We start from the raw sequence: 26,251 nt of genomic DNA on the forward strand, positions 1-26,251 counted from the left end.
TCACCTTTGTGCAATCTTTTGCATTTCCAATTTTATCATACATTATCCTTCGCGTCTTGACAATCTTTCGACAGCAGGTAAAATTAATAAGGATTGGAGGGGTTCGTATGGCTCGTTTGGCTGCGTTCATAGTGCTCGTAATACCAGGTATTGCCGCCGCTCTTGGCATAAAGTTAATGCGTGATGCATTGTTCGGTATCTTATTTAGTCCGTTCCCATACATATGGATGCAATTTATTGCAGGGTTCGTTTTACTCGCAGTAAGCATCGGATTTTTCGCTGGATTTTTGTTTCGAAGAGATCAGCGAACAGGTAGAATACAAAAAAAGAAGAAATAAAAATAGGAGACTTGGCTTAATTGCCAGGTCTCCTATTTTTAATACGTACTTATTCATCGTGTTTATTGCCAGTCAAAAACAACTGCTGTACATGGACTTTTCACTTCTACTCTAGAAAACATCACCAGGACAAATAGCAACAGTAATTACTTGGTAAAACGTTCCGGATAGTCTGTAATCCATCCATATATAAAGTCTGGAGGACTATTAACAAAGGGTTCGCTTCCGTCCACTCCATATACCCTTATCGTTTTTTTTGTTTGTTGCCATTGACTAAGGTAAGGTTCTTTCATCATTCTTTTGTGAAAGTGAAATGCATCTGCTGCAGGATAGTCTGATAGTTGGTGATCTGTCAGCATTGATTTTTTAAGTAATAATCCTGCTTCCATATCCGGGTTTAATTGCTTCACTTTCTCAACCAAATTATAATCGAATGAGGATATGTAAACTTCATCAAGTACTGAGATTTGGTCTAGTAAAGAGGAAAGACATTCTGGATGATCCGAAACAGTCTCTTTGAGTTCAATATTTAGCCCAATAGACTCCAACGCTGCAAATGAAATCACTGAGGAAAGAGTAGGAATCGAACTGCCTTTTACTCCTCTCAAAAACCGCTTTCCAATACGAATTTGTTGAATTTCAGCTGCATCCATTTCCGAAATCGTCTTACGAATACCTGACAAACGATAGAGATCAGAATCATGGATGACGAAAAAGACGCCATCTTTTGACAATTGGACATCTAATTCAATACCATCTGCTCCTTCTTCGACAGCTCCATAAAATGCCTTCATAGTATTTTCAAAGTATTTTCCTGAGGCACCTCGATGTGCATAAATTTCTCGACGTTTCTCTACCTTGTTTTCTACAGACATATAGCAGCCTCCTGGACTATATTTGACTTAGATGTTTAATACCCCATCAATCAATTCAAAAACACCTTTTGTAGGGGATTCGATAATAGAAGTCTTAGATCCAATATGAATACATACTCCAGGATTTGCTTCGTGTGTAATTTCGATTTGTGGAGGAATCGCGGATTTCATAATTTGTAAATTCGATTGGATCGCTTGATCGAGCACAAAAATCTCTTCACGGCTTGTTGTAAGGGTATCTTGTATCTTATCATATGCTTCACGTTGTGGCCCTACTAGCGTTGAAACAACTTTTTCTAATGGTTCAATATGCGACTCTAATTTAACGATTTGTTTTTGCATGTCTTTAATCGACTGGGCCATCCTTTGAATTTCAATTTGGAGTACTTCTTTATCGATTCCTTTTGCGTGCAACACAGTCGAACGTTCATGACGATTTCCAGCTGTTGCGCACTCAATACGATACTTGCCTTCGATTGCTCCACCAATGATTTTTCCTTTATGACGATCTACATAAACATAATCCGCGATTACTTCGGACCCAAGTAAATAGAGTCCGACATGTACGGTATTTGCAAAAAGACTACACTCATTAGCATGTTTAATGAAGATACTTCCTTTCGCTTCAATGAGAGTTGTACCTCCGCCAAATACACCACCTTTAATATAGACATCAGCTTGTTCAGATCTCACTTCTTTTGCATTTGTTACCCCTTCTTTTGCTCCAATTGAAATATCTCCTGTAGCATTTACACTGTACCCTGCAAGTACAGTACCAGAAATGACAACAGTTCCGTCAAAAGTTATGGAGCCAGTTTCGGGACCAACATCCCCATCAATGACGAGTTGTTGGCCGATACCAACGACCCCATTTTCAAATTGCAAAACTCCGCCATGGATAGCTCGAAGTACTTTTTTTCCATTTTCATCTACTTCTTCGACAGACTTCCTGTCGTAGTAGAGCTTGTTGTCCAGTCCTTTCTTGCTCACCATCTCATTTCCAAAGACGTCCATTCCTGCTGTTCCTTCTTGAGCCGGGGTTTTTTCCCCAAGCCAGTCCCCTTTTTTAATGGGAGTCACAAAATTCATCTCGTAATAATCCGCAGAGCCATCTGCGCGTATAACTGGTCGTCTTTCTGGAACCTCTATGTATGTAATACGTGCATCATCCCCTTTTACAGGAGATTTCCCTTCAGCTACAACAATGGTCTGTCTCGCCTTAACTTCATTCCAATTTACATTATATTGACCTAGCTGAATACCTTTGCTCTTTAAAGCCTCAGCTACTAGCGAGGGAAGCTCATTTCTTTTTTCCTCAATTTCATCTGCGGTCAAATAAATCTCAGCTTCTGCTTTCATTTTGTCGGAAGAAACAATAATTTCTATTACAGGAGCGTAACTAGCGATTTCACCCTCGTTCCCTTCAATAGAAAGTGCTCGACGCAGTTCTGGAAAGGATGTAATTTTTAATCTGGGCAATTTTTGTGTGATCTTATCAAAAGATTTAATGGGAAAACCGCTCTTTTTAGTACGCATAGATATCGTGTTTTCATTTCGTGTCAGTTCGATGAAATCGTTTTCGTATAACACTTTGTTCACCTCTCCCTTCATCCATTATAAATCTTTAACCATTATAAGAAATAGGCGTTTCGTCTATACTTAGTCCTTTCGCGTTTCAAGGAACAATAAAGTTTTGCATCTTTTCACACAGTTTCCATCGGCTTGTCTATTAGAAAAAAAGTAAATTGGGATGCTTTCCATCTTCTAAATTCAGAATAGGTAAAATTACTTCGTATTGATTCAATAGACTGACTAGGAATAATGGGCACACGAAAAGGCAGGTTCACGTTCTCCTGCCTTTGTACTTTTCTTAGATTTGTTTGCTAATACCTACATGTAACAGTAAGGGTAGTCAGCTCGCCATATGTTCCAAACGGATTTTGTCAGCAATCATGGCGATGAATTCGGAATTTGTAGGTTTACTCTTTAAATGATGTACCGTATAACCAAACGTTTTTGAGATAACTTCATAATTCCCACGATTCCATGCAACTTCAATCGCATGACGAATAGCTCGCTCAACCCTAGAAGGAGTCGTTTTATACTTTTCCGCAATTTCAGGGTACAAAATTTTCGTCACAGCCCCGAGTAGATCGTTATCATTGTAAACCATTTGGATTGCTTCTCGAAGGTATGAATAGCCTTTAATATGAGCTGGAACTCCAATTTCCTTAATGGTTGTCGTAATAGCTGTATCCAGTACTTTTTGGGAAACGCCCTCTTCGGCTTTGACAGCTTGTTGTGCTGGTTGTTGCTCACGGGAAGGTTTCTGGACACTTGCGGCTTGGAAAATCTGGTTAACGAGCTGCTCAAATTCAAACGGCTTTAACATGAAGTAGGATGCCCCTAATCCAGCGGCTTGTGTCATAACGTCTTCTTGTCCAAAGGCAGTCAACATTATAATTTTTAAATCGGCAGTCTCATCGTTAGTACGTATTTGCTCCAGTACCGCAATACCATCCAAATATGGCATAATGATGTCCAGCAGTAACACGTCGGGGACGGATTGTTGTAAATTTTGTAAACACTGCTTTCCATTTTGAGCTGTCCATAACACATCTATTTCAGGATGCTTCTCAAAATAAGCAGTCATTGTTTTCACAAGCTCTTTGTTATCATCAGCTATTGCAATTTTAATTTTTCCCATTCTCAATTCCCCCTTGATTGACACGCAGCAAGTCTGTTGCTGCAATTCCCTGTCGATTCCTTGCTTGATAAAATTTTCGACAAAGGTTCTGCATTTCCTTTATTGAAATATAAAATGAATCCATTGGCGTACGGTTTCTCTTTATTTCGACAGAATTCTTTAATTTTTAACACTTTTATTTAACATAAATTTAACATAAAACGGCCAACTCTAAAAAAGAGTTGGCCGTTTTATGTTTACTTCGCACCTACTTCTGTCATTTTTCCGAGGAATAGACCGGCTCCTTTTTCAGGCTCATCTACGAACATATGGGTGACTGCGCCGACAAATTTTCCTTTTTGGATGACAGGACTACCGCTCATCCCTTGTAAAATGCCCCCTGTTTTTTCTAGGAGACGCTTATCTGTCAGTTTAAATTGAAATGAATCGTTTGACAGCTTCGAGATTTCAATTTCAAACGATTCGACTTCAGTCCCTTGAATCGTCGTCAATATTTCAGCCTTTCCAACAGTTAACTCTGTTGGTTGCATAACTTCCAATGGTTCCGTCAAGACTTCCTTATAAGAAGTATTCCAATCGCCAAAGATTCCATAAACACTATTGGTTAAAATTGAACCGAGCGTTTTTTCCTGATTGATGATTGAAGAAATCTTATAACCGGGATTTCCTGGGGAACTTTTCTTGATTTGTTCGATTTCCGACAAGTAAATGGAGCCACTATCGAAATTAGGTGCACTGTTCAGAGAACTGTCGATGATTTGGTGTCCGAGCGCTCCATACGTTCCATCGTTGAGATCGACATATGTTAGTGTCCCGGTTCCTTCTGTTGTGTCCTTTAAAAATGGGAGTGCTCGCTTGAATGACAATCCGTCTGCTTCTACTGTAACGTCACTTTCATCACGTTTGAGAATCAGTTTTAAAACTGATTCATCCTCAATTACTCCAACTTTTTCATTGAGATTCTTCAGGGATTTAATAGACGTCCCGTCGATGCTCATTAGCTGATCCCCAGCTTTTAGCGAGTTATTCTTTTTACTTAGCGGCACATCGCTTGTCACAAAGACACCAGCTAGCTCCAGTTGAATTCCAATTGAATTCCCCATTGGAATTAAAGAGCTGCTTGTCGCAAGCGCAACGATAGAACTACAGGACATACCTATAATCATCACAACAGACGCCATGAAAAATTTCAGCTGTCTACTCCATTCCATAAGTCACCTCCTTCAATTTTAGATTACCTATAGAGTGTGCGTTATGAAGGTTGTTATGAAAGGGTAAAACATGCAAAGGTGGAATTGAAAAAGAATATCGGTATCAACACCCGACATTCCTTTGATTTTTACAATATGCTTTTACGTGCTTCAGCAAGCTGCAATAACTCGTCAGCATGACGCAACGTTAATGGCGTCACTTCAGCACCTGATAACATTCGCGACAATTCCCTTGTGCGATCTTCATCCAATACATCTTGAATTGAGGTCCGTGTACGTTCATCTGTCACCTCTTTGTGGATGAGGTAATGATGATCAGCCATTGCAGCTACTTGAGGAAGATGGGAAATACATAAAACTTGTGAATTCATGGCAACCATTGCAATTTTTTCTGCAATCGCTTGTGCGACACGACCACTCACGCCCGTATCGACTTCGTCAAAGATGATCGATGTAATCCCTTGGTGTTTGGAAAAAATTGTTTTTAACGCGAGCATTACACGTGATAACTCACCACCAGAAGCGACTTTGACAAGAGGCTTCATGGGTTCACCGACATTGGTCGATATATAAAATGCGACATCATCGAACCCATTATAATCGAAAGAGCCAGCTTCTTTCCGATCGATTTTGACTTGGAATTCGGCCTTCCCCATATGTAGTTGACGAAGTTGTTCCATAATTGCTTCTTCCAGCATTGAAGAGGATTCTTTTCGAATAGCAGAAAGTTCTCCTGCTTCGATTTCCAAGTCTGCTCTTAAATGCTGCAATTTTTCTTGTTCTTTTTCAAGACGGTCATCTCGGTTAATTAGCTCATCTAATCGATCAGCAATTTTATCTCTGTATAGTAATATTTCTTCAATGGAAGTGCCATACTTACGTTTAAGAGTTGTAAACAAAGCTAATCGATTTTCGACAACTTCTAAACGATTCGGATCATATTCCATTTCATCAATCATGCCTTTAATGTCATGGGCTACATCTTGCAGTGAATAAAAACTTTCTCCAGTTGTTTCTGCAAGTGATTTTAAGTCTCCATCCACTGACGCAGCATCCTCTAAATCGCCCATTGCTGTACCTAGGTAATCCAATGCGTGCGAATCACCTTGAATGGCTTCATATGCACTGTTTAACCGGTCAAAAAGACGGTGGAAATGCTGAAGCTTCACTCGTTCGGATTCCAGCGTTTCTTCTTCACCGATTTGGAGAGAGGCTTCATCGATTTCAGTTAACTGGAACGTATACAAATCGATGCGTTGTGCAATTTGCTGTTCGTTTTCCGATGCAAGGCTTAACTTTTTGTGCAACTTTACATAGTCTTCGTATAATTCCATGTAGTTTTTCATCGCTCGTTTAAATGGCGATCCAGCAAATGAGTCCAACAAATGGATATGTCGCTTCTGGTGCATCAATTCCTGATTCTCATGCTGACCATGGATATCAATCAACTGACTTCCAATTTCACGTAGAATCGCAATCGTAACCAGCTTTCCATTCACCCGACAAGTCGTTTTACCGCTTTGGTTCAACTCCCTGCGCAAAATAATGGTGCCCTCTTCGGCTTCTATACCTACTTCACTCAGTTTCTGAAAAACCGGATGATTGGAGTCAGTAATTGCAAACATCGCTTCAAGTTCCGCCTTTTTTGTTCCATGACGGATGAATTCAACAGAACCTCGCCCGCCTGCTACAAGCTGTACGGCATCAATAATGATGGACTTTCCTGCTCCTGTTTCACCTGTCAGAACGGTAAGCCCCTCTTCAAACGAAACATCAAGCTCTTCTATAATCGCGAAATTCTTAATGGATAGTTCACTTAACAAGGGATTCTCCCCCTTTCTTACAGCATTGCAAGTAAGCGATCTCTCACCGAACCTGCACCTACTTCGTCACGGCAAATAATCATACACGTGTCGTCTCCACAAATCGTACCAAGCATTTCGATCCATTCCAAATGATCGATGAGTGAACCGACTGCATGTGCGTTACCAGGTAGCGTTTTCAATATGAGAAAATGACTTGCGCCATCGATACTTATGAAAGCATCGGTCAACATTCGGTGCAACTTATCTTCTATATTGAATTGTGGATTTGCGGGTAAACTATATTTGTAACGTCCATCAGGCAATGGTGTTTTGAATAAGTGTAATTCTTTAATATCCCGGGAAACGGTTGCTTGCGTCACATCCACACCCGAACTTTTTAATGTATCTACGAGCTGGTCTTGCGTTTCAATCGCTTGAGATGTAATAATCTCGCGGATGCGAAGATGGCGCTGCCCTTTGTTCATATCAATCACTCCCTGCACATCATTTGTGAGAAAAAAGAAAGGGATTCCATCATTGTTTCCAGATGAATCCCTTTTCCTGTTACGCTAAATCCGAATGGGCTCGCTTAACTAATTCTGCAAAGTCTTTGTCTGCAAACTTTGTTGTAGGTTGATCTTCAGCAACTAAATGGAAAAGGAATTCAATATTCCCTTCCCCTCCAGTAACTGGAGAATACGTCATATCCCGTAAACTAAACCCTTCTTGTGAAGCAAACTCCGCTACTTTCCGCAATACTTCTTTATGCACTGCGACGTCGCGTACGATTCCCTTTTTCCCAACATTTTCCTTACCAGCTTCAAACTGAGGTTTCACTAGCGCTAAAACATCACCACCAGGAATCAGTATTTGTTTCAAAGGTGGTAGTATCAGTCCTAAGGAAATGAAGGATACGTCAATTGTCGCGAAATCAGGTAATCCTTCAGTAAACATATCAGGTGTTGCATATCGGAAGTTGCATTTCTCCATTACCGTAACGCGAGCGTCTGAGCGGATCTTCCAAGCAAGCTGATTTGTCCCCACATCTAAAGCATAGCAATGTTGTGCACCATTCTGAAGAGCGCAATCCGTAAATCCGCCTGTCGAAGAACCGATGTCCAGCATTATCCGTTCATCCACCGTAACATCGAATTCCTCTAAGGCTTTTTCTAATTTCAATCCTCCACGGCTCACGTATTTCAACGTTGATCCTTTTACTTGTAACGGTAAGGAGGATTTTATTTTTTCTCCTGGCTTATCCATACGTGTTTCATTGGAATACACGATGCCTGCCATAATCGATCGCTTTGCCTGTTCTCTCGTTTCTACCAAACCACGTTGAACGAGCAAGACGTCGACCCGTTCTTTAGGATCCGTATTGTTCATTGCATTTCCTTCTTCCGTTCCAGCACGGAAATTGCATCTGCCGTCAAATCCGCAAGTGCACCAGGAGTCATCCCGATCTCAGCAAGCAATGCATCGACATCTCCATGCTCGATGAATTGGTCAGGAATTCCCATTCTGTAAATCGGGGCACTGACGCCGGTATCGTGAGCGTATTCAAGAACTGCGCTACCGAAACCTCCTGCAAGAACTGCTTCTTCCACAGTAATAATTGGTTTTCCAGCTGCAAAGAGCTCATCCAACATCTCTTCGTCTAATGGTTTAATGAAACGAGCATTGACGATGCTAACTGAAATTCCTCGCTCTGCCAATAGTTCTGCAGCTTCGTATGCCATGGGAATCGTCGTACCGAATGTTAAGATTGTTGCATCTTGTCCATCGGTTAACTTTTCCCATTTCCCAATTGGTAACACTTTTAATTCTTCATCCATAGGAATACCGAATCCATTTCCTCTTGGGTAACGCATAGCAATTGGTCCATCGTTATATTCCAACGCAGTTTTAACCATATGCTGACCTTCATTTTCATCTTTTGGCATCATAATGACCATGTTTGGTAAGTGACGTAAGAATGCGATGTCAAAAACACCTTGGTGAGTTTCTCCATCAGCGCCAACTAGTCCTGCACGATCAATACCGATGAAAACGTTTAACTTTTGACGAGCAATATCATGGACTAACTGATCATATGCACGTTGAAGGAACGTAGAGTAGATGGACAAGAACGGTTTCATCCCTTGTGTCGCCATACCTGCAGCCATTGTCGCTGCATGTTGTTCTGCGATTCCAACATCATAAAAACGGTCAGGGAATTCCGCTGAAATTGCTTCTAGTTTTGAACCGACAGGCATCGCTGGTGTAATCGTCGCAACACGTCGATCGTCCCGTGCAATTCTTGCAACCGTTGCTGCAACCAAGCCACTCCATGATGGTCCTTTAGCAGGAGATTTTACAAAGTCTCCTGTCTCTATTTTATAAGGGCCAGTTCCATGCCACGTGCCCACTTTATCATTTTCAGCTGGATGATAGCCTTTTCCTTTTTTCGTAACAACATGAAGAAGGACAGGTCCTTCCATTTTTTTAGCGTAAAGAAGATTGCGTTCCAATTCATTGAAATCATGGCCGTCAATTGGTCCTAAATACGTAAACCCAAGTTCTTCAAAGAAGACACCGGATACAACCAAATATTTAAGACTATCTTTTAGACGTTCAGCTAAAGATGCCATTCTCCCGCCAACTGCCGGGATACGTTTGATCAATTCTTCAACATCGTCTTTTACGCTGTTATATTTTCCAGCTGTACGTAACTTCCCTAGTACAGAATGGAGTGCACCTACGTTAGGGGCAATTGACATTTCGTTATCATTTAAAATAACAATCATGTTTGTCTGTTGACTACCGATATGGTTAAGGGCTTCTAACGCCATACCGCCTGTTAGGGCTCCGTCACCGATAATAGGAATAACGTAGTTGTCGTCACCTTTAATATCACGTGCTGCCGCCATCCCCATTGCTGCAGATAACGAAGTTGAACTATGCCCTGTTTCCCAGACGTCGTGTTCACTTTCTAACATTTTTGGGAAACCGCTTAACCCTTTGTATTTACGTAGCGTATCAAAATCACCAGCTCGACCGGTTAAAATTTTGTGAACATACGCTTGATGCCCAACGTCCCAAATGAACTTGTCCTGTGGACTATTAAAAAATTTGTGAAGAGCGATTGTCAACTCCACTACACCTAGATTAGGTCCAATATGACCACCTGTTACAGAACATTTGTTTATGAGAAACTTCCGAATGTCTGAAGCGAGTTCTTTCATCTCTTCATGGTTAAAGTTTTTAATATCCGATGGACTGCTGATCTTTGTAAGATCCATCTCTATCACACACCTTCATAAGTTAATACTACTGTTTCCGTTCGTTTTCCTTATTATATCAACAATCAAACAAACAGTACCATCTAGACGCCTTACTTTATGCATTTCGATTAATAATGTAGTCTGCAATTTGAGATAATAAAGAACTCCCTAAACCGATTTCCTCTAATGCACCTAGTGCTTGTTTGTGGTGATGTTCAAGTTTTGCTTGAGCACCTTCCAGCCCAAGTAATGCCGGGTATGTACTCTTATCACTTGCTGTATCCTTGTTAGCCGTCTTTCCAAGTTGCTCAGTGGAAGCAGTGACGTCTAGAATGTCATCTTTGATTTGAAAAGCTAAGCCAATATTACTTGAAAAAGTACGAAGGTTTTGCATTTTTGCTTCTGATACATTAGCTAGAAGAGCTCCTGATTCAACACAGCACGCAAGCAATGCCCCTGTTTTATGGACATGAATTTCTTCTAGCTCTGTTAAGGTAAGTTGTTTTCCTTCCCCTTGCATATCAAGAATCTGCCCACCTACCATTCCGGCTGCCCCTGATGCGATACTCACTGCTCTTAAAATGGCAAGCATTGTTGTTGAATCCGTGTGCTGCAGTGATGAAAGCTCTTCAAATGCAAGTGTTTGCAAGGCATCTGCAGCTAATACAGCTGCCGCTTCTCCAAAAACAACATGGTTTGTTGGATTTCCTCTTCTAAAATCATCGTCATCCATACATGGAAGATCATCATGGATTAAAGAATATGTGTGTATCAGTTCAATCGCACCAGCTACTCTCACTGCATCTTCAGAGGTTGATTTTAAATCTTTAAGCACTGCAAGAACTAGGAGAGGACGGATTCTTTTTCCTCCTGCATGTACAGAATATGACATCGCCTCATTCAAAACTTCAGGATAATTCTTCCCTTTAAAAAGTTCTGTGAAGTGTGTATGTAAAAGCGGTAACTGTTCATCCATAAAACTATTCAGCTGCTCACTCACTTGGTTCCTCTCCCTTCGAAGAATCCAACGGTGTAGTTTCTCCATTTTTGTCTACAATAGTAACGAGTTGCTTCTCTGCATGTTGCAGTTTTTGTTGACAAAATGTAGAAAGCTCCATCCCTTTTTTATATAATGTGATGGAATCTTCTAGTTGAACATCTCCAGTTTCAAGTTGTTGAACAATCTTTTCCAATTCCAGCATCGCTTCTTCAAATTTCATTGAATCAGTTTCCATCATGATTCCTCCTTAAGGGGTTCAATCGAGCGGACTTCAGCAATCGCAGTACCATCTTGCATGTTGATCTCTACAGAATCTCCAGGTGCTAGGGTTCCGACAGTCTTCACTAGTTCGCCTTGTTTGTATACGATTGTAAAACCTCTCTCCATCACGTTTAGTGGATTGAGGGCTTGCAACATTCGAATACAGGTCAGGAAGCGATCTTGTTTGCCACCTAAGGATAGGCGCATTGCCCGAAGGAGCCTTTCTTCAGCAATCGCCGAATCTTTTAAGCGCTGCTGTAGCTGGACGACTGGTGAAACGTATTGTAATCGAGCACTTACTTGAGTGACATGCTGAGATTTTCGATATAACAATTCACTGTGACTGCGCAAAAGACGTTCTTCAAGAGATGACTGTTTTTCAATAAATGGTCGATATAATCTTTCCGGATAAAGAAACGGATACGCATTTTTCAAACGATCCAACCTTTTTTGTTCTTGAGAAAGACGTGTCGCAAGAAAACGATAAATCACTCGCTTGCGATCTAGAATGCGTCCTGCTAATTCTTCCTTTGCGGGAACTGCAAGTTCTGCAGCCGCTGTCGGTGTGGGCGCACGATGATCTGCAACAAAATCCGCTATCGTTGTATCTGTTTCGTGACCGACTGCGCTTATGGTAGGGATTCGGCAAGAAAAAATTGCGCGAGCCACTGCCTCTTCGTTAAATGCCCATAAATCTTCTATGGAGCCACCGCCTCTTCCAACAATGAGGACGTCGATATCACCTTGGAGTTGCGCTTGTTCTATCGCTTCGACAATAGAGGGTACCGCTTGTTTACCTTGAACAGCTGCGGGAAATAATACAATCTCAGCCATAGGAAATCTACGAGCTATCGTAGAACAGATGTCTTGGAACGCAGCACCTGATTTAGCGGTAATGACGCCGACCTTCTTAGGAATCCACGGTAAGGGTTGCTTCCATCGAACGTCGAACAAGCCTTCCTTGCCTAGTTGTTCTTTTAATTGCTCAAAGGCAAGAAAAAGAGCCCCGATACCATCCGGTTCCATGGATTGTACATAAAGCTGATATTGCCCACTACTTTCATATACATTAATATCCCCTGTAATCAGTACATTCATGCCACTTTCTGGTCTGAATTTCAGACTAGAGGCATTACCACGAAACATAGCTGCTTGAATTCTACTTTTGTCATCTTTCAACGTAAAGTATATGTGTCCGCTTGGATGAATTTTCACATTAGACAATTCACCTTTTATATAGACATTCCGCAAGTGTGGATCGGCATCAAATTTCCGCTTAATGTATTTAGTTACAGCTTGTACGGTTAAGTATGGATTACCTGACAACGAATTCCCCTCCTGCGTATAAAAAGCTGTCTCTCTCTATCAAGAAACAGCACTGGTTTATTCTATGTAACGGCATTAGCCGTTTTCTTAAATATAATTACTACACGTCATTTGGGCACTTTTTAACGTGTTTTTCAATAACATGGTTACAGTCATAGGACCGACACCACCTGGGACAGGGGTTAGCGCACCTGCTTTTTCTTTGACGCTCTCAAAATCGACATCCCCACATAACTTTCCATTTTCATCCCGATTCATACCAACGTCAATCACGGTGGCACCTTCTTTGATATGCTCAGCTGTAATGTATTTTGCCTGCCCAATTGCAACTATCAATATATCAGCCTGACGTGTAAATGACTCCAAGTTTTCTGTCTTAGAATGGCAATAGGTCACGGTTGCGTCTTTTTGAAGAAGCAATTGGCCCATAGGCTTACCTACGATATTACTACGACCGACAATAACTGCATGTTTTCCAGATATTGCAGTACCTGCTTGCTCAAGTAATTCCATAATGCCTGCTGGGGTGCACGAGACATATGAAGTCTGTCCAATAATCATCTTACCTACGTTCTCCGGATGAAAACCATCCACATCTTTTTTAGGGGAAATGGAACGAATCACTTTGTTTTCATCGATATGAGGAGGTAATGGCAGCTGGACGAGAATGCCGTGAATTGTTGGATCATTATTCAACCGAGCAACAGTATCCAACAAGTCTTTCTGACTTACGGTAATAGGTAACTCAATCATCTCAGATTTCATGCCAACAGCTGTACTGGATTTCTCCTTGTTTTTCACGTATGTACGAGATGCCTGGTCTTCTCCTACGAGGACAACAGCAAGACCTGGACGACATCCTCTTTCGATGAGTCGTTCCACGTCTATTTTAATCTCTTCTCGAATTTTTGCGCCGATCGCTTTTCCATCTATGAGTACACTTGGCAAATTCGTCACATCCTTTGTTGTTCAAATTTCGACAGCACACCATTAACAAATCTGCCTGATTTTTCGTCTCCAAATGTTTTACAAAGTTCAATTGCTTCGTTCACTGCTACTTTGTGAGGAACTTCTTCGTTATACAACAGCTCGTACACAGCCAGTCGAAGTACTGTTCGTTCAATTTTCGGAAGTCTGTCTAATGACCAATTTTCTAATTTTCCAGTCAGCACTTCATCAATAGAATCTTGTTTTTCGCGTGTCCCTTTTACAAGCATCTCGTAAAAAGAATCGACTGGTTCTTCAGTAATATAGCTGATTGCTTCTTCTACAGGTAGCGTTGTTCCATCAAGCTGGAAAAGGGTCTGGACCGCTTTTTCTCTCGCTTCTCTTCGTTTCATACAATTTGTCTCCTTCGTCACTGGTTCGATTAGGCTTTATCATAGCACAAATGCTGTATGAAGATACAGTCACAATAGGCAAAAGCATCATCCGAAGATGATGCTTTTCGTCATTCTGTCACTGAATTCACTTCAGAACGGATTCCAGTTACGTGTACATTGACTTCTCCTGTTTCAATCGAAGTCATATGATACACTGCTTCCTTGATCTTTTTCTGTACGTTTGCAGCCACTTGTGGAATAAGTTGACCTTCTTCTGCTATACAAAAGACGTCGATAATGAGTTTGTTATCTACCCAGTCAGTTTTCACGCCTTTGCCGTGCATGACTTTTCCGAGTCGTTCTGCAACACCAGTTGCAAAGTTTCCTGAAGTCATCGCAATCCCTTGTACTTCAGAAGTTGCGATTCCAATAATAACTTCCAAAACTTCAGGAGCGAGCTCAATCTGGCCAAGGCTCTCGCTAGCAGAGGAGTTTGCTTCAATAAAAGAATTCGCTTTTTCAGCCATATCAGCGCGCCTCCTTCCTTAGTTTGAGTTCATGACATCATATTTTTCAAGAAACTTCGTATCAAAGTCTCCTGATTTAAACACATCGTGATTCATAAGATTATAGTGGAACGGGATCGTTGTCTTAACCCCTTCTACCACGAATTCATCTAATGCTCGTTTCATGCGGGCAACTGCTTCTTCACGAGTGTCTGCATGAACAATCAGTTTCGCTACCATCGAGTCGTAAAACGGCGGAATTTTGTATCCCGGATAAACTGCTGAATCTACACGTACTCCATTTCCACCTGGTGGAAGGTACATTTCAACCATACCTGGTGATGGCATGAAGTTTTTCTCAGGGTTTTCAGCGTTGATACGGCACTCGATTGACCAGCCATTAATCTTAATGTCTTTTTGTTTGAAAGGCAGCTTTTCACCCGCAGCAACTTTCAACTGTTGTTGAATTAGGTCAATACCCGTGATCATTTCAGTCACAGGGTGTTCTACCTGGATTCTTGTATTCATTTCCATGAAGTAGAACTTTTTGTTGATATGATCGAAGATGAATTCAACTGTACCAGCATTTTGGTAACCGACTGCTTCTGCCGCTTTCACAGCAGCTTGTCCCATTTCCTTTCGCAATTCAGGAGTAAGTGCCGGAGATGGTGCTTCCTCCACTAATTTTTGCATACGACGCTGAATGGAGCAATCCCGTTCACCAAGGTAAACTGTGTTGCCATGCTTATCTGCCAATACTTGAATTTCAACGTGGCGGAATACTTCAATGAACTTTTCAAGATACACTCCAGGGTTACCAAAAGCTGCTGCAGCTTCTTTTTGCGTAATCTTGATGCCTTTTTTGAGTTCCTCAGGATCTCGCGCTACGCGAATTCCTTTTCCTCCTCCACCAGCTGTAGCTTTGATAATTACAGGATAGCCTATTCCTTCTGCAACAGTAAGTGCTTCCTCTTCATCAGCAACTAGACCATCTGATCCTGGCACAATTGGTACTCCAGCTAGACGCATTGTTTCACGCGCGACGTCTTTTGTCCCCATACGTGAAATCGCATCAGATGTTGGACCGATAAACTCAATGCTCACTTCTTCACACATTTCAGCGAAACTAGCGTTTTCAGCAAGGAAACCATATCCTGGATGAATACCATCGCAATCGGTCATTTTGGCGACGCTTATGATATTTGAAAAGTTTAGGTAACTATCTTTTGAGAGTTTTGGTCCGATGCAAAATGCTTCATCGGCAATTTTGACATGCAATGCATCGTGATCGGCTTCAGAGTAAACAGCGACTGTCTCTAAACCAAGCTCTTTACATGCACGGATAATACGTACGGCAATTTCACCGCGATTAGCGATTAGAATTTTCTTCATCGTCCATTCCCCCTTAAATTTCTTTTACAAGGAAAAGAGGCTGTCCATACTCGACCAGCTGTCCATCTTTGACAAGAATTTCAACAATCTCACCAGACACTTCTGCTTCAATTTCGTTGAATAGCTTCATGGCTTCCACAATGCAGACAACATCTTCAGTTCCAACTTTTTGTCCCACTTGTACAAATGGAGCCGCTTCTGGAGATGATGACTTATAGAACGTACCGACCATTGGGGATACGATACTTTTTAATGACGGATCAGCAACTTTTTCTTCAGCTACAGGTTCAACAACCGGAGCTGCCACTTTCTTAGGAGCTTCAACCGTTACAGGTGCGACTTGTTGGACAGCCTGTGCTCCTGAAGTTGAATCTTGAACATCTGGTACTGGCATTTGAACTTGAACCGGTGCCATGGCTGTTGCACTTGTATTACTTTTTACGATTTTAATTTTAGCTCCATCTGCTTCATACGTGAATTTGTCGATTGAAGACTGATCGATAAGTTTAATAATTTCTCTAATTTCTTGAATCTTTAACATGAACGATTCTCCTGACTCCATAAAGTTTTGTTTTACACCCTCATTCTCTATAGTAGACGTTTTTTATGGATTTTGAAATAGTTAACCCCCATTTCCCTTCTAAAAAAACTGTAAACAGAAAAAAAGACCCGTATTTTGGGCCTTTAACAGATTATTGATTACCTGTGAAATCGACTTGTACTTTTTTAGCATCTTCCCAGCTTGCTAGAACATATTGAGTGATTTCATCTGCTAATTGTTTAGAATGTCCCTCAGTTGATAGCACAGTCACCTTTACCTCTCCGTTCTCTGTACGGACAAATGCTTCCGGATATCCAAGCGCCTTGATTTGTAATTCTAATAACGCTTCAGCGGAATCCCGTTTATTAAGCTCGGACATTTCGTCGAATGCTTCGTTTTTCTCTTCAGCTGTAGCATCAGGGGATGTCATCTTAGCATTCAGTTGTTCTGATATTTTACTACGCTCATCACGGACAGCCATCCGCATTTCTTCAAATAGATACGACGTTGCAAACACCGGCGTTTGCTTATCAGATGAGCCTTTTTTCGGGACTTCAGCCGTTTCACTCATATCATTTGAAAAAATGGAGATACCATCGAATGGCATTGGTGCTTTCTCTTTAATATAGTAAATCGAGATGACAGCAACAAGGCTCATTAGTGTTAAAAACCAAACTGTTCGTTTATTTGTTCTCATCATAGTTCCCCCTTTTGGTCATTTCCACGATAACAATTCGATGTTCTGGTACTTGAAGGACAGCAGACAATATCCTTGTGAGTTCAGATTTGAGACCAGGATTCCCGGCTCCTTCCGCCACAACAAGAACTCCCGTCGCTTCGTTTGTGTTGGAGTCCGCTGACTTTGTAAAGTAATCAGTTAGCGGTGATTGTTCTTTTGCTCCCTTAGGAGGATGAAGGTATATGGAAACCTCCCCCACTCCATCTATCTTTTTCAAAGCTGTTTCAAGTGCTGCCGCTTCTGTATTCCCCTCCTTTTCATTAGACTTCCCGGACGTCGCTCCATCTGAGTTCCAGGGTGGATTGAGTAAGATGAATACGAGAACCGTGATCGCTATGAATAGGATCACTTGCATTTTCCCAGTCGGTTTTTGCATGACATCACCATTCCATCTGTCTGTTTAGGACCGGGGGCCTGTTCATCTATGAAACAATGTATGCACAATTCCTTGTCCCTATAACCTGAGAAAGGAAAAGATATTCAATAACAGCCACATACCAGCTGCAAGTTTAGCCAAGTGGCCAAATTCTTCCCTTCTAGATTCTGGCAACATCATAGACAAAACCCCCGAGAGAACCGAAATCAGGACAACACCTATTAGAAATTTGCCATTTCGATTCCCCCCTTTTTCCGTTAAGTCATAGAAAGTTTCACGTAAACGATAAAAAATAGCACCGTATAAACAAATGCAAAAATCATTAGAAATGTAATAGCACACAACACGAATAGAGATCGTCCGATATCATCCAATACGTCAGATAACTCAGATGAAGTGAACGGTTCGATCAGCGCTGCACACCATCGATATAAAAAGGCCAAAAGCAACGTCTGCACGACAGGTAGGATGGCAATCCCCCACAATGTTACTAGTAGCCAGCCTCCCACCATAACTCCTGCCCCTGATGAATACCGGCCAAGTGTACCCATGCTGTCTGTCACAAATGATCCGACGAACGGAATGTTCTGTCGAATCAATTCCTTCAGAGGTTCACTTGCTGCTTCTGAAATCCCCCAAGAAACTGCTCCTCCAGCAGTTATGAAAATCGAGTAGGCCGCAACAATTGATGAAACAACAGCTAATAATGTTGTCCGCAGCATGTCCGAAAGCTTTGAATACGAAATAAGAGGATTCAGACGGGTAACGATATCAAACAGCAACGCAGCAGTGACCAAGGGCAACAACAATCTATCAGCGAAAAACACAGCACCATTTGCAAACAACAGCAGAGCAGGCTGAAAGTTGAGAAGGCTCAGTGCATTTCCCGAAATAGCCATGCCTGCAGTCAAAACCGGATAGCTCGTAACAAATAACATAGCTATCGACTTCATGAGTTGTTGGATCAGCAAGAGTTGCTCAAATGCCGGACGTAAAACTACAAGAATTATCACGATATAAAGTAATTGCTTTGTCCACTCCGAGAATGAGGGGAATAGATAATTTAATACTGTCGCCAATAGCGCAATGATAATTACGACAATGAAGCTATATAGCAAGCCACTAATTAGTGATTGCAGAAAATCGAGTATGGTCATCATCCCCCATTCACGGCGTAATGAGCGCAGTGAGTGTCTGTATGAGATTGACAAGCTCAGGCAGCCAGAAGGACAGGATAGCAATTTTGACTACAAATTGAGCTAAGTTCGCGAGCGACGAATATCCGGATTCAGACAAATGTTGCGTGATTGACTCAGAAATAAAAAACAAGAACGCACTAATTAACAGAAGTTGCCCATATGGCTCAGGTACGCCGTGAAAAATATCGCTCAATTTTTTAATGAACGGGATCAAAACGGTCATCATGATATAAGCAAGAACAAATAGAAACAAGGCACTATACAAGATCGGATGTAATTGCGGGACTGCAAAACGGATAACGAGTAGCAATAAGAAAACGACGAGTAATTGAAAAAGGAGTGCCATTACATTGCCAAAGAAAGCCATTGAAAGAACTCGGAAATCTCAGTAAAGAAAATCTTTAAAAAGCGAATCATTTCTACTGCGATATACAAATACGCAATGAAAAATAAGAAAAAAGAGAACTCTTTCTTTCCTGTCTGTTCGAAAAAGATGTGCAAACAACCGATAACCAGTCCGATGCCGGCAATTCGCAATAAATCATTCAGTTCCATCCGGCGATCCTCCTCCTGTTTCACTATACGCACGTGCTTCAGACAATATGAAAAACGCTTGCCCATTCGATGTGAATGGGCAAGCGTTTTAGAAGTTACTTTTATAGGTTTTCAATATATTAGAGATTATGCGCGCGACACATATTCGCCTTCTTCTGTATTGATGATGAGTTTGTCACCAATGTTAATAAAGAATGGCACTTGAACTGTAAGACCTGTTTCAAGCTTCGCTGGCTTAGATCCACCACTCGCAGTATCGCCTTTAATACCTGGTTCAGTTTCAGCAACTTCAAGTACAACTGTCGAAGGTACTTCTACGCCAAGTACTTCCTCTTTGTATTGAATGACGTGCACTTCCATGTTTTCTTTCAAGTAATTCAATTCTTCTTCAATTTGCTTTGTAGGCAGTTCGATTTGCTCGAAACTTTCGTTATCCATAAAGACGTGATCGTCACCGTTAGCATATAGATACTGCATACGTTTATTGTCAATTTGTGCTTTCGCTACTTTCTCTCCAGCACGGAAAGTCTTCTCGTTCACGTTACCCGAACGTAAATTACGTAATTTCGAACGGACAAACGCAGCGCCTTTTCCTGGCTTAACGTGTTGGAATTCCATAACGCGCCAAATATCTCCGTCTACTTCGATTGTCAATCCTGTTTTAAAATCGTTTACTGAAATCATCTTGTTTCCTCCAATAGCTCTTATAAAATTTGCAGTTCTTTTGTACAGTGAGTCAACCGTTCACAACCATTTTCAGTGATCACTAAATCGTCTTCGATCCTTACGCCTCCGATACCCGGCAAATAAATGCCTGGCTCAGCAGTAACCGTCATGTTCGGTTCCAGTACCGTTTCAGAGCGGAAGGACAGCCCAGGAGCTTCATGGACCTCAAGACCAATTCCGTGACCTGTAGAATGGCCGAACGCTTCTCCGTACCCTTTTGAAGCAATATGATCCCGTGCAATCGCATCTGCTTGGATGCCGGTCATCCCTGGTTTGATGCCTTCAACTGCCAATTTCTGCGCAGCAAGGGTAATCTCATAGATTTCCCGCATTTTTTCCGATGGTTCACCGACAGCCACTGTTCGCGTTATGTCGGAGATGTATCCATTATACAACGCACCGTAATCCAATGTCACGAGTTCTCCAGTTTCAATTTTTTTGTCGGTTGCAACACCATGAGGAAGTGCACCTCGAATACCCGAAGCGACAATTGTATCAAATGAAGAAGAAGTCGCCCCTTGTTTACGCATGAAGAACTCCAGTTCGTTCGCTACTTCGAGTTCTGTCATGCCAGCTTTGATGAAGCCACAAATATGCGTGAATGCATCGTCAGCAATTTTTGCAGCTTGCTTCAATACTTCCAATTCTTCAGGTGTCTTAATGATTCGGAGTTTTTCAACAAGACCTGCAGTTGGAATCAGCTCAGCTGTTACTTTGCTTTTATACAGCTCATACATACCAAATGTCAAATCTTCTTTTTCAAATCCTAAACGCTTCACCTTCATCTGCTCAACTTGTTGGGCAACTTCTTCAATAATCGTTTTTTCATGTTGAACAATGCGGAAATCTTTGATTTGGTCTGCTGCTTGCTCCATATATCTGAAATCAGTAATGAATACTGCGTCGTCATTAGAAATGATCGCAACACCTGCAGTCCCAGTAAAGCCTGTCATATATCGACGATTATAGCCACTCGTAACAAATAAAGCATCCAGATCTTTTTCAACTAATAACTCTCTAAGTTTTGTAAGTTTCATAATAATCATTTCCCTTCCATTTTACGAATCAATGCGCGTGCACCCAACTCATAGCCATCGGTTCCAAATCCCGAAATCTGCCCTGCACACACAGGAGCAAGCAAAGAGGTCTGCCTGAATGACTCTCGGTTATGTATATTCGAAATGTGTACTTCTACAACTGGTAAGTTTACAGATGCAATGGCATCCCGAATAGCAATACTCGTATGTGTGTAAGCGCCAGGATTAAAAACGATTCCATATGTATCCTCGTCCGCCGCCTGATGAATACGATCAATCAAAGCGCCCTCATGGTTCGATTGAAAACACGATAACCCGATATTATGGTCCATGCATAACTCGCGAATACGAACTTCAATATCCTCGAGTGTTTCATGCCCATAAACATCAGGTTCTCGTTTTCCTAATCGATTCAAATTGGGTCCATTAAGCAGCAACAAATCCATAGTCTATCAGCCCCTTGCCATTTTCCTTTCTATTTTATCACAACATTTAGACGAGGTAACCTATTTGGCTTTCTTCGGCAGTTCATTCTTCATGAAAACCGATGTGCCCACGACAAACCTAGCAATAATGGCAGCTAGACAAAGAAAAGGGATTGAAACGGATTTAAAAGCAGACCCAACAGAATCAGGTCTTGAAATCGTCCATTCCACTGCACAAACAAACAATACTGCAAGTAAAATCGACATAATTGAAGGCGGTAGTTTTGAAGCGAATTGCATCACACTATACAGTACGATGAATAGTAAAATTAGTACGATAATTAAAACCAGCCATTTCACAATCGGTGATTCTGTAGCAAGGATATTCCATTTGCGAGACCAGCCAATTGGTGACCATTTAACAAAATGGAATGCTTTTAAAAACTTCAGACTCAGAGCCGTTAGTAATGCAGCAACAAGCGCGGTCCAAAAAAGTGTAGGCATATGCATAGTTGTCCCTCCTGCTCCAAGTCTCACCGGTTCTCTCAATTTTAAACGTGATGGTGGAGCAATCGCTTATTTTCCTGTACAATGAGAACATTGATACAAAATTGAGACTTTATAAAGAAAGTGTGGGCTGTACATGGAAAAAAATCATCAATCCCCTGCATATGGCGGTCAGGCACTTATTGAGGGCGTTATGTTTGGAGGAAGACGACATACAGTAACCGCTATTCGTCGTAAAGACGGTACAATTGATTATTTTCACGTACTGAAAGAGAGTAGCCCCCTTCGTCAAAAGTTGAAAAAAATCCCTTTAATCAGAGGGATTGTGGCGCTAATCGAGTCTGCAGGACTTGGTTCAAAGCATTTAACTTTTGCAAGTGATCATTATGACGTGATGCCAGGCGAAGAAGTCGACAAATCAGATGAAGAATCCTCTAAATTGACAATGATTTTAGGGGTTGCAGCAGTAGGTGTACTCTCCTTCCTATTCGGGAAGTTTGTCTTTACGTTATTCCCTGTATTCCTTGCTGGACTTTTCCATCCGATTTTCCCAGGAAAAACAGTTCAGATTCTGTTAGAGACGATTTTCAAACTGACACTCTTATTGAGTTATGTTTCCCTTATATCCATGACGCCGCTCATTAAACGAGTCTTCAAGTATCATGGGGCGGAGCATAAAGTCATCAATGCTTATGAAAATAACCTTCCGTTAACTGTCGAGAATGTACAAGCTCAATCACGCTTGCATTATCGATGTGGCAGTAGTTTCTTGCTATTCACGGTAATTGTTGGGATGTTCATTTACTTCTTAGTGCCGACCGACCCATTCTGGTTACGAATTGTGAATCGAATTCTACTGATCCCTGTTGTTCTTGGAGTATCATTTGAAGTGCTTCAAATAACGAATGCTGTGCGAAATATTCCTGTGCTACGTTACTTAGGATACCCTGGGTTATGGCTCCAATTGTTAACAACAAAAGAGCCCGAAGATGATCAGGTAGAAGTAGCGATAGCTTCGTTTAACAAATTGCTTGAAATTGAAGTACATGGTGAGGAAGTTCTAACTAACCCCTCCCCTTTATCGCCTGAGAGTGAAATGAGTACAGTGAATCTATAACGAAAAAGGAAGGCTTCCATGATGGGAGCCTTCCTTTTTTACTTTCGATATGTCCATTCATCATTCGCGTATTTACGATTTTCAATTTCTTTAACAACCTTGAGTTGTTCAGCAGAGAGTTCGTATGGTACGAGTTCTATGTCGAGTGCTTTTTCGAAGCCTTTAGAAAAAGCTGAAGAACACTCTGTCACAGAGATATTACGATCAGTTAAGCGATCAATAGCGACTGCTTTTTGTGGGAGTCCTTTTCTTACTTGTTCTCTAATTTCTTCAGTATCAAATTTAAATAGCGAAACAAGCTTGTCTTCATCCAAACTAAGTAAAATCGCACCGTGTTGTAAAATTACGCCTTTTTGACGCGTTTGTGCACTGCCTGCTACTTTTTTCCCCTCTACAACGAGCTCGTACCAACTTGAAGTGTCAAAACACACTCCGCTTTTCGGTCGTTTTAGTTGTTCCGATACTTGGTCTGAAGGAACTGCAAAAGAGGCCTCTAGGCCGAGATTCCGAAACCCTTCAAGTAATCCTCCTGAAATGACACGATACGCTTCTGTCACGGTTTCAGGCATGTCTGGATAGTCTTCTGAAACAATGACACTGTATGTAAGTTCGTGCTCATGAAGAACCCCTCTTCCCCCTGTAGGTCTTCGCACGAAACCGAGTCCGTGTTGTCGCACAGCTTCGATATCTATTTCTTTAGACACACTTTGAAAATAACCGATGGAAAGCGTTGCAGGGTCCCATTCGTAAAAACGAAGAACCGGACCGATTTCCCCTTTACTGTGCCATTCGAGCAGTGCTTCGTCCAATGCCATATTAAATGATGGAGAACACTTACCTGACTGAATATAATTCCATCTCATTTTATCCATTTCCCCCCGCCTTTCCCTTCATAACGAACTCAATTTTATCATTGCAATTGAACATGTGCCACTTAATCTTTATAATGAAGAATGAGATAGAAAGGGGAAAGATGTTTTGGATGCTAATTGGTATGTATTAATAGGAATGTTAGTTGTGATGATTGCTTATTTCGTCATTACGGCTCTTCGCCTCCGCAAAGCGGTTACGAATTTGACTCAAGAGCAATTCATTGAAGGTTACAGGAAAGCACAGCTGATTGATGTACGCGAACCAAAAGATTTTGATGCAGGTCATATATTAGGTGCCCGCAACATTCCGTACACGCAACTGCGTCAAAGGTTTAAAGAAATCCGTGCTGACAAACCCGTCTACCTGTATGATCAAAATGGAGGTAAAAGCGCGCGAACAGCTCTTTTCTTGAAAAAGAAAGATTATACGCAGCTTTACCATTTACAAGGTGGATTCCGTACGTGGTCAGGTAAAGTAAAAAGTAAAAAATAAAAGAGTAAAAGGGTTGGAAATCGAAATGATTTCCAACCCTTTTGATTTTTGAGCGTATAAATCTGCAACTGGTCAAGAGTCGTTGATTTCCGTTCCGGGACGGACGCTTTCCAGGGGGCTTGCCCTCAGCCTCCTCGTCGCTTTGCTCCTGCGGGGTCTTCGCGCTGCGCTGATCCCCCAGGAGTCGCCGCCCTGCTCTCCAATCAACTCGATGTCGCACAGGACATTCCATATGTATGTGCATCTTCCCTCACAGGTGGGCTCCATGTCCAGCTGGCAAGTTTCTTCAGATTTTGGGCAGCGAAAGTAAGCATCGCCTTCATAGACATTTTTTTAAGTCCCCTCAGGGTTGTCCATCGCATACCATGCTTCTCTTTGGCGTCGGCAAACACTCCTTCAACCGTCTCTTTGCGTTTCCCGTATATTTCTTTGATTTCATAATGGTGTCTCAAGTCTTCTGCTACCTCTAGATAGTCTTGCCAGATATGACGCTGAATCAGCTTTTGTTGATTCTTACTTTTCGTACACTGATCGATTACTGGACAAGATGCACAAATGGAAGGTGCCGATGTATATTGGCGATACCCTTCCTTCGTTGTCGTACGGTAATTGAGCACTTGCCCTTCTGGACAAAGATAACAATCGAAATGCTCATCATAAACGTACTCATTTTTCTTGAAGAAGCCTTCCTTTGTCATAGGCCGTTTATAAGGAAGTACCGGCAATATCTGATTTTCCAGGAGAAAGTTTGCAATAGCTGGTGTCTTATAGGCGGCGACAGCCAGTGCACGCTTTACCTTATCGATAATTTTTTGGACGAGCGGTTGAAGCATATTACTATCGTGAACATTACCGGGAGTGACGATATTTGCGAGCACAAAACCTCTTTCATCCGTGGCGGCGTGAAACGAATAAGCAAACTGCTTTGTCCGCTCATCTTTTACGTAGTAGCCACTTTCCGGATCCGTTGTAGACTCCTTGATTTCTTTATGCTCGTACTTTTCAAACTTCTCTGGTGGAAATGGTTTCTTCCCGTTCTTCTCACGATCTATGTTGAGCTCTTCTTGAAGCTTTTGCTCATAGGCTCTGCTCTCTTTAAGGACGACTTTCTTTTGGAACTTCCGTTTGTTTGCACTTGCTTTCACGTGTGTCGAATCGATAAAGACATGTTCCGATCGAAGTAGCCCACGATCTGCGACTTTCTTTAGTACTCGATAAAAGATCTGTTCGAATAAATCTGTATCTGCAAAACGGCGGACGTAGTTTTTTCCGAACGTAGAGAAATGTGGAACCTCTGTGTGAAAACTGAATCCAAGAAACCAGCGATAGGCCATATCGGTTTCAATTTCTTTGTTGGTCTGACGCATCTATCGAATACCAAAGGTATATTGAATGAATGTCATTTTAATGAGTACAACTGGATCTATGCTGGGTCTTCGAAATAGTGAATATAGATCTTCAACCAATGGATAAATGAAAGAAAAATCAATTGCTGCATCTAATTTACGAACCAGATGGTCTTGTGGAACTAACTGTTCGATTGTAAGCATTTCCATCTGTTCCCGTTCATTAAATTGATTCTTCGTCATCATTTCCATCACCTCATTTGATAGTTGGGAGATCCTGTTGATTGTAGAGGAGAGCGGCGACTCCGGAGG

General features: G+C 41.6%; 29 protein-coding genes and 1 pseudogene. 3 read left to right on the forward strand and 27 right to left on the reverse strand.

Going from position 1 to position 26,251, the window contains the following annotated elements:
- Positions 1 to 107 precede the first annotated feature (107 nt).
- Entirely contained in the window at positions 108 to 338 is a 231-nt protein-coding gene (locus N693_RS0110360; protein WP_025784709.1) for a DUF2627 domain-containing protein, read from the forward strand.
- A gap of 146 nt (positions 339 to 484) precedes the next feature.
- Here N693_RS0110360 and N693_RS0110365 read toward each other — a convergent pair whose 3' ends face one another.
- The 25 genes from N693_RS0110365 to N693_RS0110490 all read right to left on the reverse strand — a co-directional run bounded on the left by N693_RS0110365 (position 485) and on the right by N693_RS0110490 (position 22,114).
- Positions 485 to 1,213 carry a glycerophosphodiester phosphodiesterase family protein gene (locus tag N693_RS0110365; protein WP_025784710.1) on the reverse strand — a complete coding sequence of 243 codons (729 nt, stop codon included), beginning with the start codon at positions 1,211 to 1,213 and terminating at the stop codon, positions 485 to 487.
- A gap of 27 nt (positions 1,214 to 1,240) precedes the next feature.
- Positions 1,241 to 2,812 (reverse strand): DUF342 domain-containing protein, encoded by a 1,572-nt coding sequence (locus N693_RS0110370; protein ID WP_172643584.1) that lies wholly within the window; start codon positions 2,810 to 2,812, stop codon positions 1,241 to 1,243.
- Positions 2,813 to 3,125: 313 nt separating this feature from the next.
- Positions 3,126 to 3,920, reverse strand: a complete 795-nt coding sequence (spo0A, locus tag N693_RS0110375; RefSeq protein ID WP_025784712.1) for a sporulation transcription factor Spo0A — start codon at positions 3,918 to 3,920, stop codon at positions 3,126 to 3,128.
- A gap of 236 nt (positions 3,921 to 4,156) precedes the next feature.
- Complete coding sequence (locus tag N693_RS0110385; RefSeq protein ID WP_025784713.1) at positions 4,157 to 5,131, reverse strand: SpoIVB peptidase S55 domain-containing protein; 975 nt, start codon at positions 5,129 to 5,131, stop codon at positions 4,157 to 4,159.
- Positions 5,132 to 5,259: 128 nt separating this feature from the next.
- On the reverse strand, positions 5,260 to 6,954 hold the full coding sequence (gene recN, locus N693_RS0110390; protein ID WP_025784714.1) for a DNA repair protein RecN: 1,695 nt from the start codon (positions 6,952 to 6,954) through the stop codon (positions 5,260 to 5,262).
- A gap of 17 nt (positions 6,955 to 6,971) precedes the next feature.
- Positions 6,972 to 7,421, reverse strand: coding sequence for a transcriptional regulator AhrC/ArgR (gene ahrC, locus N693_RS0110395; protein ID WP_025784715.1), 450 nt, complete (start codon positions 7,419 to 7,421; stop codon positions 6,972 to 6,974).
- Positions 7,422 to 7,500: 79 nt separating this feature from the next.
- The gene (locus tag N693_RS0110400) at positions 7,501 to 8,322 is read right to left on the reverse strand and encodes a TlyA family RNA methyltransferase (protein ID WP_025784716.1); all 822 of its coding nucleotides are present in this window, start codon (positions 8,320 to 8,322) and stop codon (positions 7,501 to 7,503) included.
- Positions 8,319 to 10,217 (reverse strand): 1-deoxy-D-xylulose-5-phosphate synthase, encoded by a 1,899-nt coding sequence (dxs, locus tag N693_RS0110405; RefSeq protein WP_025784717.1) that lies wholly within the window; start codon positions 10,215 to 10,217, stop codon positions 8,319 to 8,321. The genes N693_RS0110400 and dxs overlap by 4 nt, the downstream gene beginning before the upstream one ends.
- Before the next feature lie 97 nt (positions 10,218 to 10,314).
- Positions 10,315 to 11,199 carry a polyprenyl synthetase family protein gene (locus N693_RS0110410; RefSeq protein WP_025784718.1) on the reverse strand — a complete coding sequence of 295 codons (885 nt, stop codon included), beginning with the start codon at positions 11,197 to 11,199 and terminating at the stop codon, positions 10,315 to 10,317.
- Entirely contained in the window at positions 11,192 to 11,434 is a 243-nt protein-coding gene (locus N693_RS0110415; RefSeq protein WP_025784719.1) for an exodeoxyribonuclease VII small subunit, read from the reverse strand. The genes N693_RS0110410 and N693_RS0110415 overlap by 8 nt, the downstream gene beginning before the upstream one ends.
- Positions 11,434 to 12,786: an exodeoxyribonuclease VII large subunit gene (gene xseA / locus N693_RS0110420; RefSeq protein WP_025784720.1), complete on the reverse strand. Its 1,353-nt coding sequence runs from the start codon at positions 12,784 to 12,786 to the stop codon at positions 11,434 to 11,436. Before xseA ends, N693_RS0110415 begins: the two co-directional genes overlap by 1 nt.
- Before the next feature lie 87 nt (positions 12,787 to 12,873).
- Positions 12,874 to 13,734, reverse strand: coding sequence for a bifunctional methylenetetrahydrofolate dehydrogenase/methenyltetrahydrofolate cyclohydrolase FolD (folD, locus tag N693_RS0110425; RefSeq protein WP_025784721.1), 861 nt, complete (start codon positions 13,732 to 13,734; stop codon positions 12,874 to 12,876).
- 5 nt (positions 13,735 to 13,739) lie between these two features.
- Positions 13,740 to 14,126 (reverse strand): transcription antitermination factor NusB, encoded by a 387-nt coding sequence (gene nusB / locus N693_RS0110430; protein ID WP_025784722.1) that lies wholly within the window; start codon positions 14,124 to 14,126, stop codon positions 13,740 to 13,742.
- 110 nt (positions 14,127 to 14,236) lie between these two features.
- Positions 14,237 to 14,635: an Asp23/Gls24 family envelope stress response protein gene (locus tag N693_RS0110435; protein ID WP_025784723.1), complete on the reverse strand. Its 399-nt coding sequence runs from the start codon at positions 14,633 to 14,635 to the stop codon at positions 14,237 to 14,239.
- 18 nt (positions 14,636 to 14,653) lie between these two features.
- On the reverse strand, positions 14,654 to 16,006 hold the full coding sequence (gene accC / locus N693_RS0110440; protein WP_025784724.1) for an acetyl-CoA carboxylase biotin carboxylase subunit: 1,353 nt from the start codon (positions 16,004 to 16,006) through the stop codon (positions 14,654 to 14,656).
- A gap of 13 nt (positions 16,007 to 16,019) precedes the next feature.
- Positions 16,020 to 16,547: an acetyl-CoA carboxylase biotin carboxyl carrier protein gene (gene accB / locus N693_RS0110445; protein ID WP_025784725.1), complete on the reverse strand. Its 528-nt coding sequence runs from the start codon at positions 16,545 to 16,547 to the stop codon at positions 16,020 to 16,022.
- A 151-nt stretch (positions 16,548 to 16,698) separates the two neighbouring features.
- On the reverse strand, positions 16,699 to 17,244 hold the full coding sequence (locus tag N693_RS0110450; protein WP_025784726.1) for a SpoIIIAH-like family protein: 546 nt from the start codon (positions 17,242 to 17,244) through the stop codon (positions 16,699 to 16,701).
- Positions 17,231 to 17,662, reverse strand: a complete 432-nt coding sequence (locus N693_RS0110455) for a hypothetical protein (RefSeq protein ID WP_025784727.1) — start codon at positions 17,660 to 17,662, stop codon at positions 17,231 to 17,233. Before N693_RS0110455 ends, N693_RS0110450 begins: the two co-directional genes overlap by 14 nt.
- A gap of 257 nt (positions 17,663 to 17,919) precedes the next feature.
- Positions 17,920 to 18,822, reverse strand: coding sequence for a hypothetical protein (locus N693_RS0110460; RefSeq protein WP_081760204.1), 903 nt, complete (start codon positions 18,820 to 18,822; stop codon positions 17,920 to 17,922).
- Between the two features lie 7 nt (positions 18,823 to 18,829).
- Complete coding sequence (locus N693_RS0110465) at positions 18,830 to 19,228, reverse strand: SpoIIIAC/SpoIIIAD family protein (protein ID WP_025784729.1); 399 nt, start codon at positions 19,226 to 19,228, stop codon at positions 18,830 to 18,832.
- Complete coding sequence (locus tag N693_RS0110470; protein ID WP_025784730.1) at positions 19,207 to 19,416, reverse strand: hypothetical protein; 210 nt, start codon at positions 19,414 to 19,416, stop codon at positions 19,207 to 19,209. The genes N693_RS0110465 and N693_RS0110470 overlap by 22 nt, the downstream gene beginning before the upstream one ends.
- Before the next feature lie 126 nt (positions 19,417 to 19,542).
- Complete coding sequence (efp, locus tag N693_RS0110475) at positions 19,543 to 20,100, reverse strand: elongation factor P (protein ID WP_025784731.1); 558 nt, start codon at positions 20,098 to 20,100, stop codon at positions 19,543 to 19,545.
- A gap of 20 nt (positions 20,101 to 20,120) precedes the next feature.
- Positions 20,121 to 21,182: a Xaa-Pro peptidase family protein gene (locus N693_RS0110480; RefSeq protein WP_025784732.1), complete on the reverse strand. Its 1,062-nt coding sequence runs from the start codon at positions 21,180 to 21,182 to the stop codon at positions 20,121 to 20,123.
- 2 nt (positions 21,183 to 21,184) lie between these two features.
- A complete protein-coding gene (gene aroQ / locus N693_RS0110485) occupies positions 21,185 to 21,625 on the reverse strand; it encodes a type II 3-dehydroquinate dehydratase (RefSeq protein WP_025784733.1) in 441 nt (146 codons plus the stop codon).
- Positions 21,626 to 21,685: 60 nt separating this feature from the next.
- Positions 21,686 to 22,114 (reverse strand): hypothetical protein, encoded by a 429-nt coding sequence (locus tag N693_RS0110490; RefSeq protein ID WP_025784734.1) that lies wholly within the window; start codon positions 22,112 to 22,114, stop codon positions 21,686 to 21,688.
- A 133-nt stretch (positions 22,115 to 22,247) separates the two neighbouring features.
- On the opposite strand from N693_RS0110490, the gene N693_RS0110495 reads away from it, so the two are divergent.
- A complete protein-coding gene (locus tag N693_RS0110495; RefSeq protein ID WP_025784735.1) occupies positions 22,248 to 23,228 on the forward strand; it encodes a DUF1385 domain-containing protein in 981 nt (326 codons plus the stop codon).
- Positions 23,229 to 23,266: 38 nt separating this feature from the next.
- On the opposite strand, the gene N693_RS0110500 is transcribed toward N693_RS0110495, so the two are convergent.
- Positions 23,267 to 24,100, reverse strand: coding sequence for a biotin/lipoate A/B protein ligase family protein (locus N693_RS0110500; protein ID WP_025784736.1), 834 nt, complete (start codon positions 24,098 to 24,100; stop codon positions 23,267 to 23,269).
- A 136-nt stretch (positions 24,101 to 24,236) separates the two neighbouring features.
- On the opposite strand from N693_RS0110500, the gene N693_RS0110505 reads away from it, so the two are divergent.
- On the forward strand, positions 24,237 to 24,593 hold the full coding sequence (locus N693_RS0110505) for a rhodanese-like domain-containing protein (RefSeq protein WP_037593118.1): 357 nt from the start codon (positions 24,237 to 24,239) through the stop codon (positions 24,591 to 24,593).
- 203 nt (positions 24,594 to 24,796) lie between these two features.
- Here N693_RS0110505 and N693_RS19180 read toward each other — a convergent pair.
- Positions 24,797 to 26,185, reverse strand: a pseudogene (locus tag N693_RS19180) (IS1182 family transposase).
- Positions 26,186 to 26,251: the final 66 nt, after the last annotated feature.

This window comes from Sporosarcina sp. D27, assembly GCF_000586555.1.
Taxonomy (GTDB): Bacteria; Bacillota; Bacilli; order Bacillales_A; family Planococcaceae; genus Sporosarcina.

What these genes read in the sequence shown, in the direction of transcription:
- N693_RS0110360 (WP_025784709.1), top strand. Translation starts at nt 108, where the DNA reads ATGGCTCGTTTGGCTGCGTTCATAGTGCTCGTAATACCAGGTATTGCC.
- N693_RS0110365 (WP_025784710.1), bottom strand. Translation starts at nt 1,213, where the DNA reads ATGTCTGTAGAAAACAAGGTAGAGAAACGTCGAGAAATTTATGCACAT.
- spo0A (WP_025784712.1), bottom strand. Translation starts at nt 3,920, where the DNA reads ATGGGAAAAATTAAAATTGCAATAGCTGATGATAACAAAGAGCTTGTG.
- N693_RS0110385 (WP_025784713.1), bottom strand. Translation starts at nt 5,131, where the DNA reads ATGGAATGGAGTAGACAGCTGAAATTTTTCATGGCGTCTGTTGTGATG.
- ahrC (WP_025784715.1), bottom strand. Translation starts at nt 7,421, where the DNA reads ATGAACAAAGGGCAGCGCCATCTTCGCATCCGCGAGATTATTACATCT.
- N693_RS0110400 (WP_025784716.1), bottom strand. Translation starts at nt 8,322, where the DNA reads ATGAACAATACGGATCCTAAAGAACGGGTCGACGTCTTGCTCGTTCAA.
- dxs (WP_025784717.1), bottom strand. Translation starts at nt 10,217, where the DNA reads ATGGATCTTACAAAGATCAGCAGTCCATCGGATATTAAAAACTTTAAC.
- N693_RS0110415 (WP_025784719.1), bottom strand. Translation starts at nt 11,434, where the DNA reads ATGGAAACTGATTCAATGAAATTTGAAGAAGCGATGCTGGAATTGGAA.
- nusB (WP_025784722.1), bottom strand. Translation starts at nt 14,126, where the DNA reads ATGAAACGAAGAGAAGCGAGAGAAAAAGCGGTCCAGACCCTTTTCCAG.
- N693_RS0110435 (WP_025784723.1), bottom strand. Translation starts at nt 14,635, where the DNA reads ATGGCTGAAAAAGCGAATTCTTTTATTGAAGCAAACTCCTCTGCTAGC.
- accC (WP_025784724.1), bottom strand. Translation starts at nt 16,006, where the DNA reads ATGAAGAAAATTCTAATCGCTAATCGCGGTGAAATTGCCGTACGTATT.
- accB (WP_025784725.1), bottom strand. Translation starts at nt 16,547, where the DNA reads ATGTTAAAGATTCAAGAAATTAGAGAAATTATTAAACTTATCGATCAG.
- N693_RS0110450 (WP_025784726.1), bottom strand. Translation starts at nt 17,244, where the DNA reads ATGAGAACAAATAAACGAACAGTTTGGTTTTTAACACTAATGAGCCTT.
- N693_RS0110455 (WP_025784727.1), bottom strand. Translation starts at nt 17,662, where the DNA reads ATGCAAAAACCGACTGGGAAAATGCAAGTGATCCTATTCATAGCGATC.
- N693_RS0110460 (WP_081760204.1), bottom strand. Translation starts at nt 18,822, where the DNA reads ATGATGACCATACTCGATTTTCTGCAATCACTAATTAGTGGCTTGCTA.
- N693_RS0110465 (WP_025784729.1), bottom strand. Translation starts at nt 19,228, where the DNA reads ATGGCTTTCTTTGGCAATGTAATGGCACTCCTTTTTCAATTACTCGTC.
- N693_RS0110470 (WP_025784730.1), bottom strand. Translation starts at nt 19,416, where the DNA reads ATGGAACTGAATGATTTATTGCGAATTGCCGGCATCGGACTGGTTATC.
- efp (WP_025784731.1), bottom strand. Translation starts at nt 20,100, where the DNA reads ATGATTTCAGTAAACGATTTTAAAACAGGATTGACAATCGAAGTAGAC.
- aroQ (WP_025784733.1), bottom strand. Translation starts at nt 21,625, where the DNA reads ATGGATTTGTTGCTGCTTAATGGACCCAATTTGAATCGATTAGGAAAA.
- N693_RS0110490 (WP_025784734.1), bottom strand. Translation starts at nt 22,114, where the DNA reads ATGCATATGCCTACACTTTTTTGGACCGCGCTTGTTGCTGCATTACTA.
- N693_RS0110495 (WP_025784735.1), top strand. Translation starts at nt 22,248, where the DNA reads ATGGAAAAAAATCATCAATCCCCTGCATATGGCGGTCAGGCACTTATT.
- N693_RS0110500 (WP_025784736.1), bottom strand. Translation starts at nt 24,100, where the DNA reads ATGGATAAAATGAGATGGAATTATATTCAGTCAGGTAAGTGTTCTCCA.
- N693_RS0110505 (WP_037593118.1), top strand. Translation starts at nt 24,237, where the DNA reads ATGTTAGTTGTGATGATTGCTTATTTCGTCATTACGGCTCTTCGCCTC.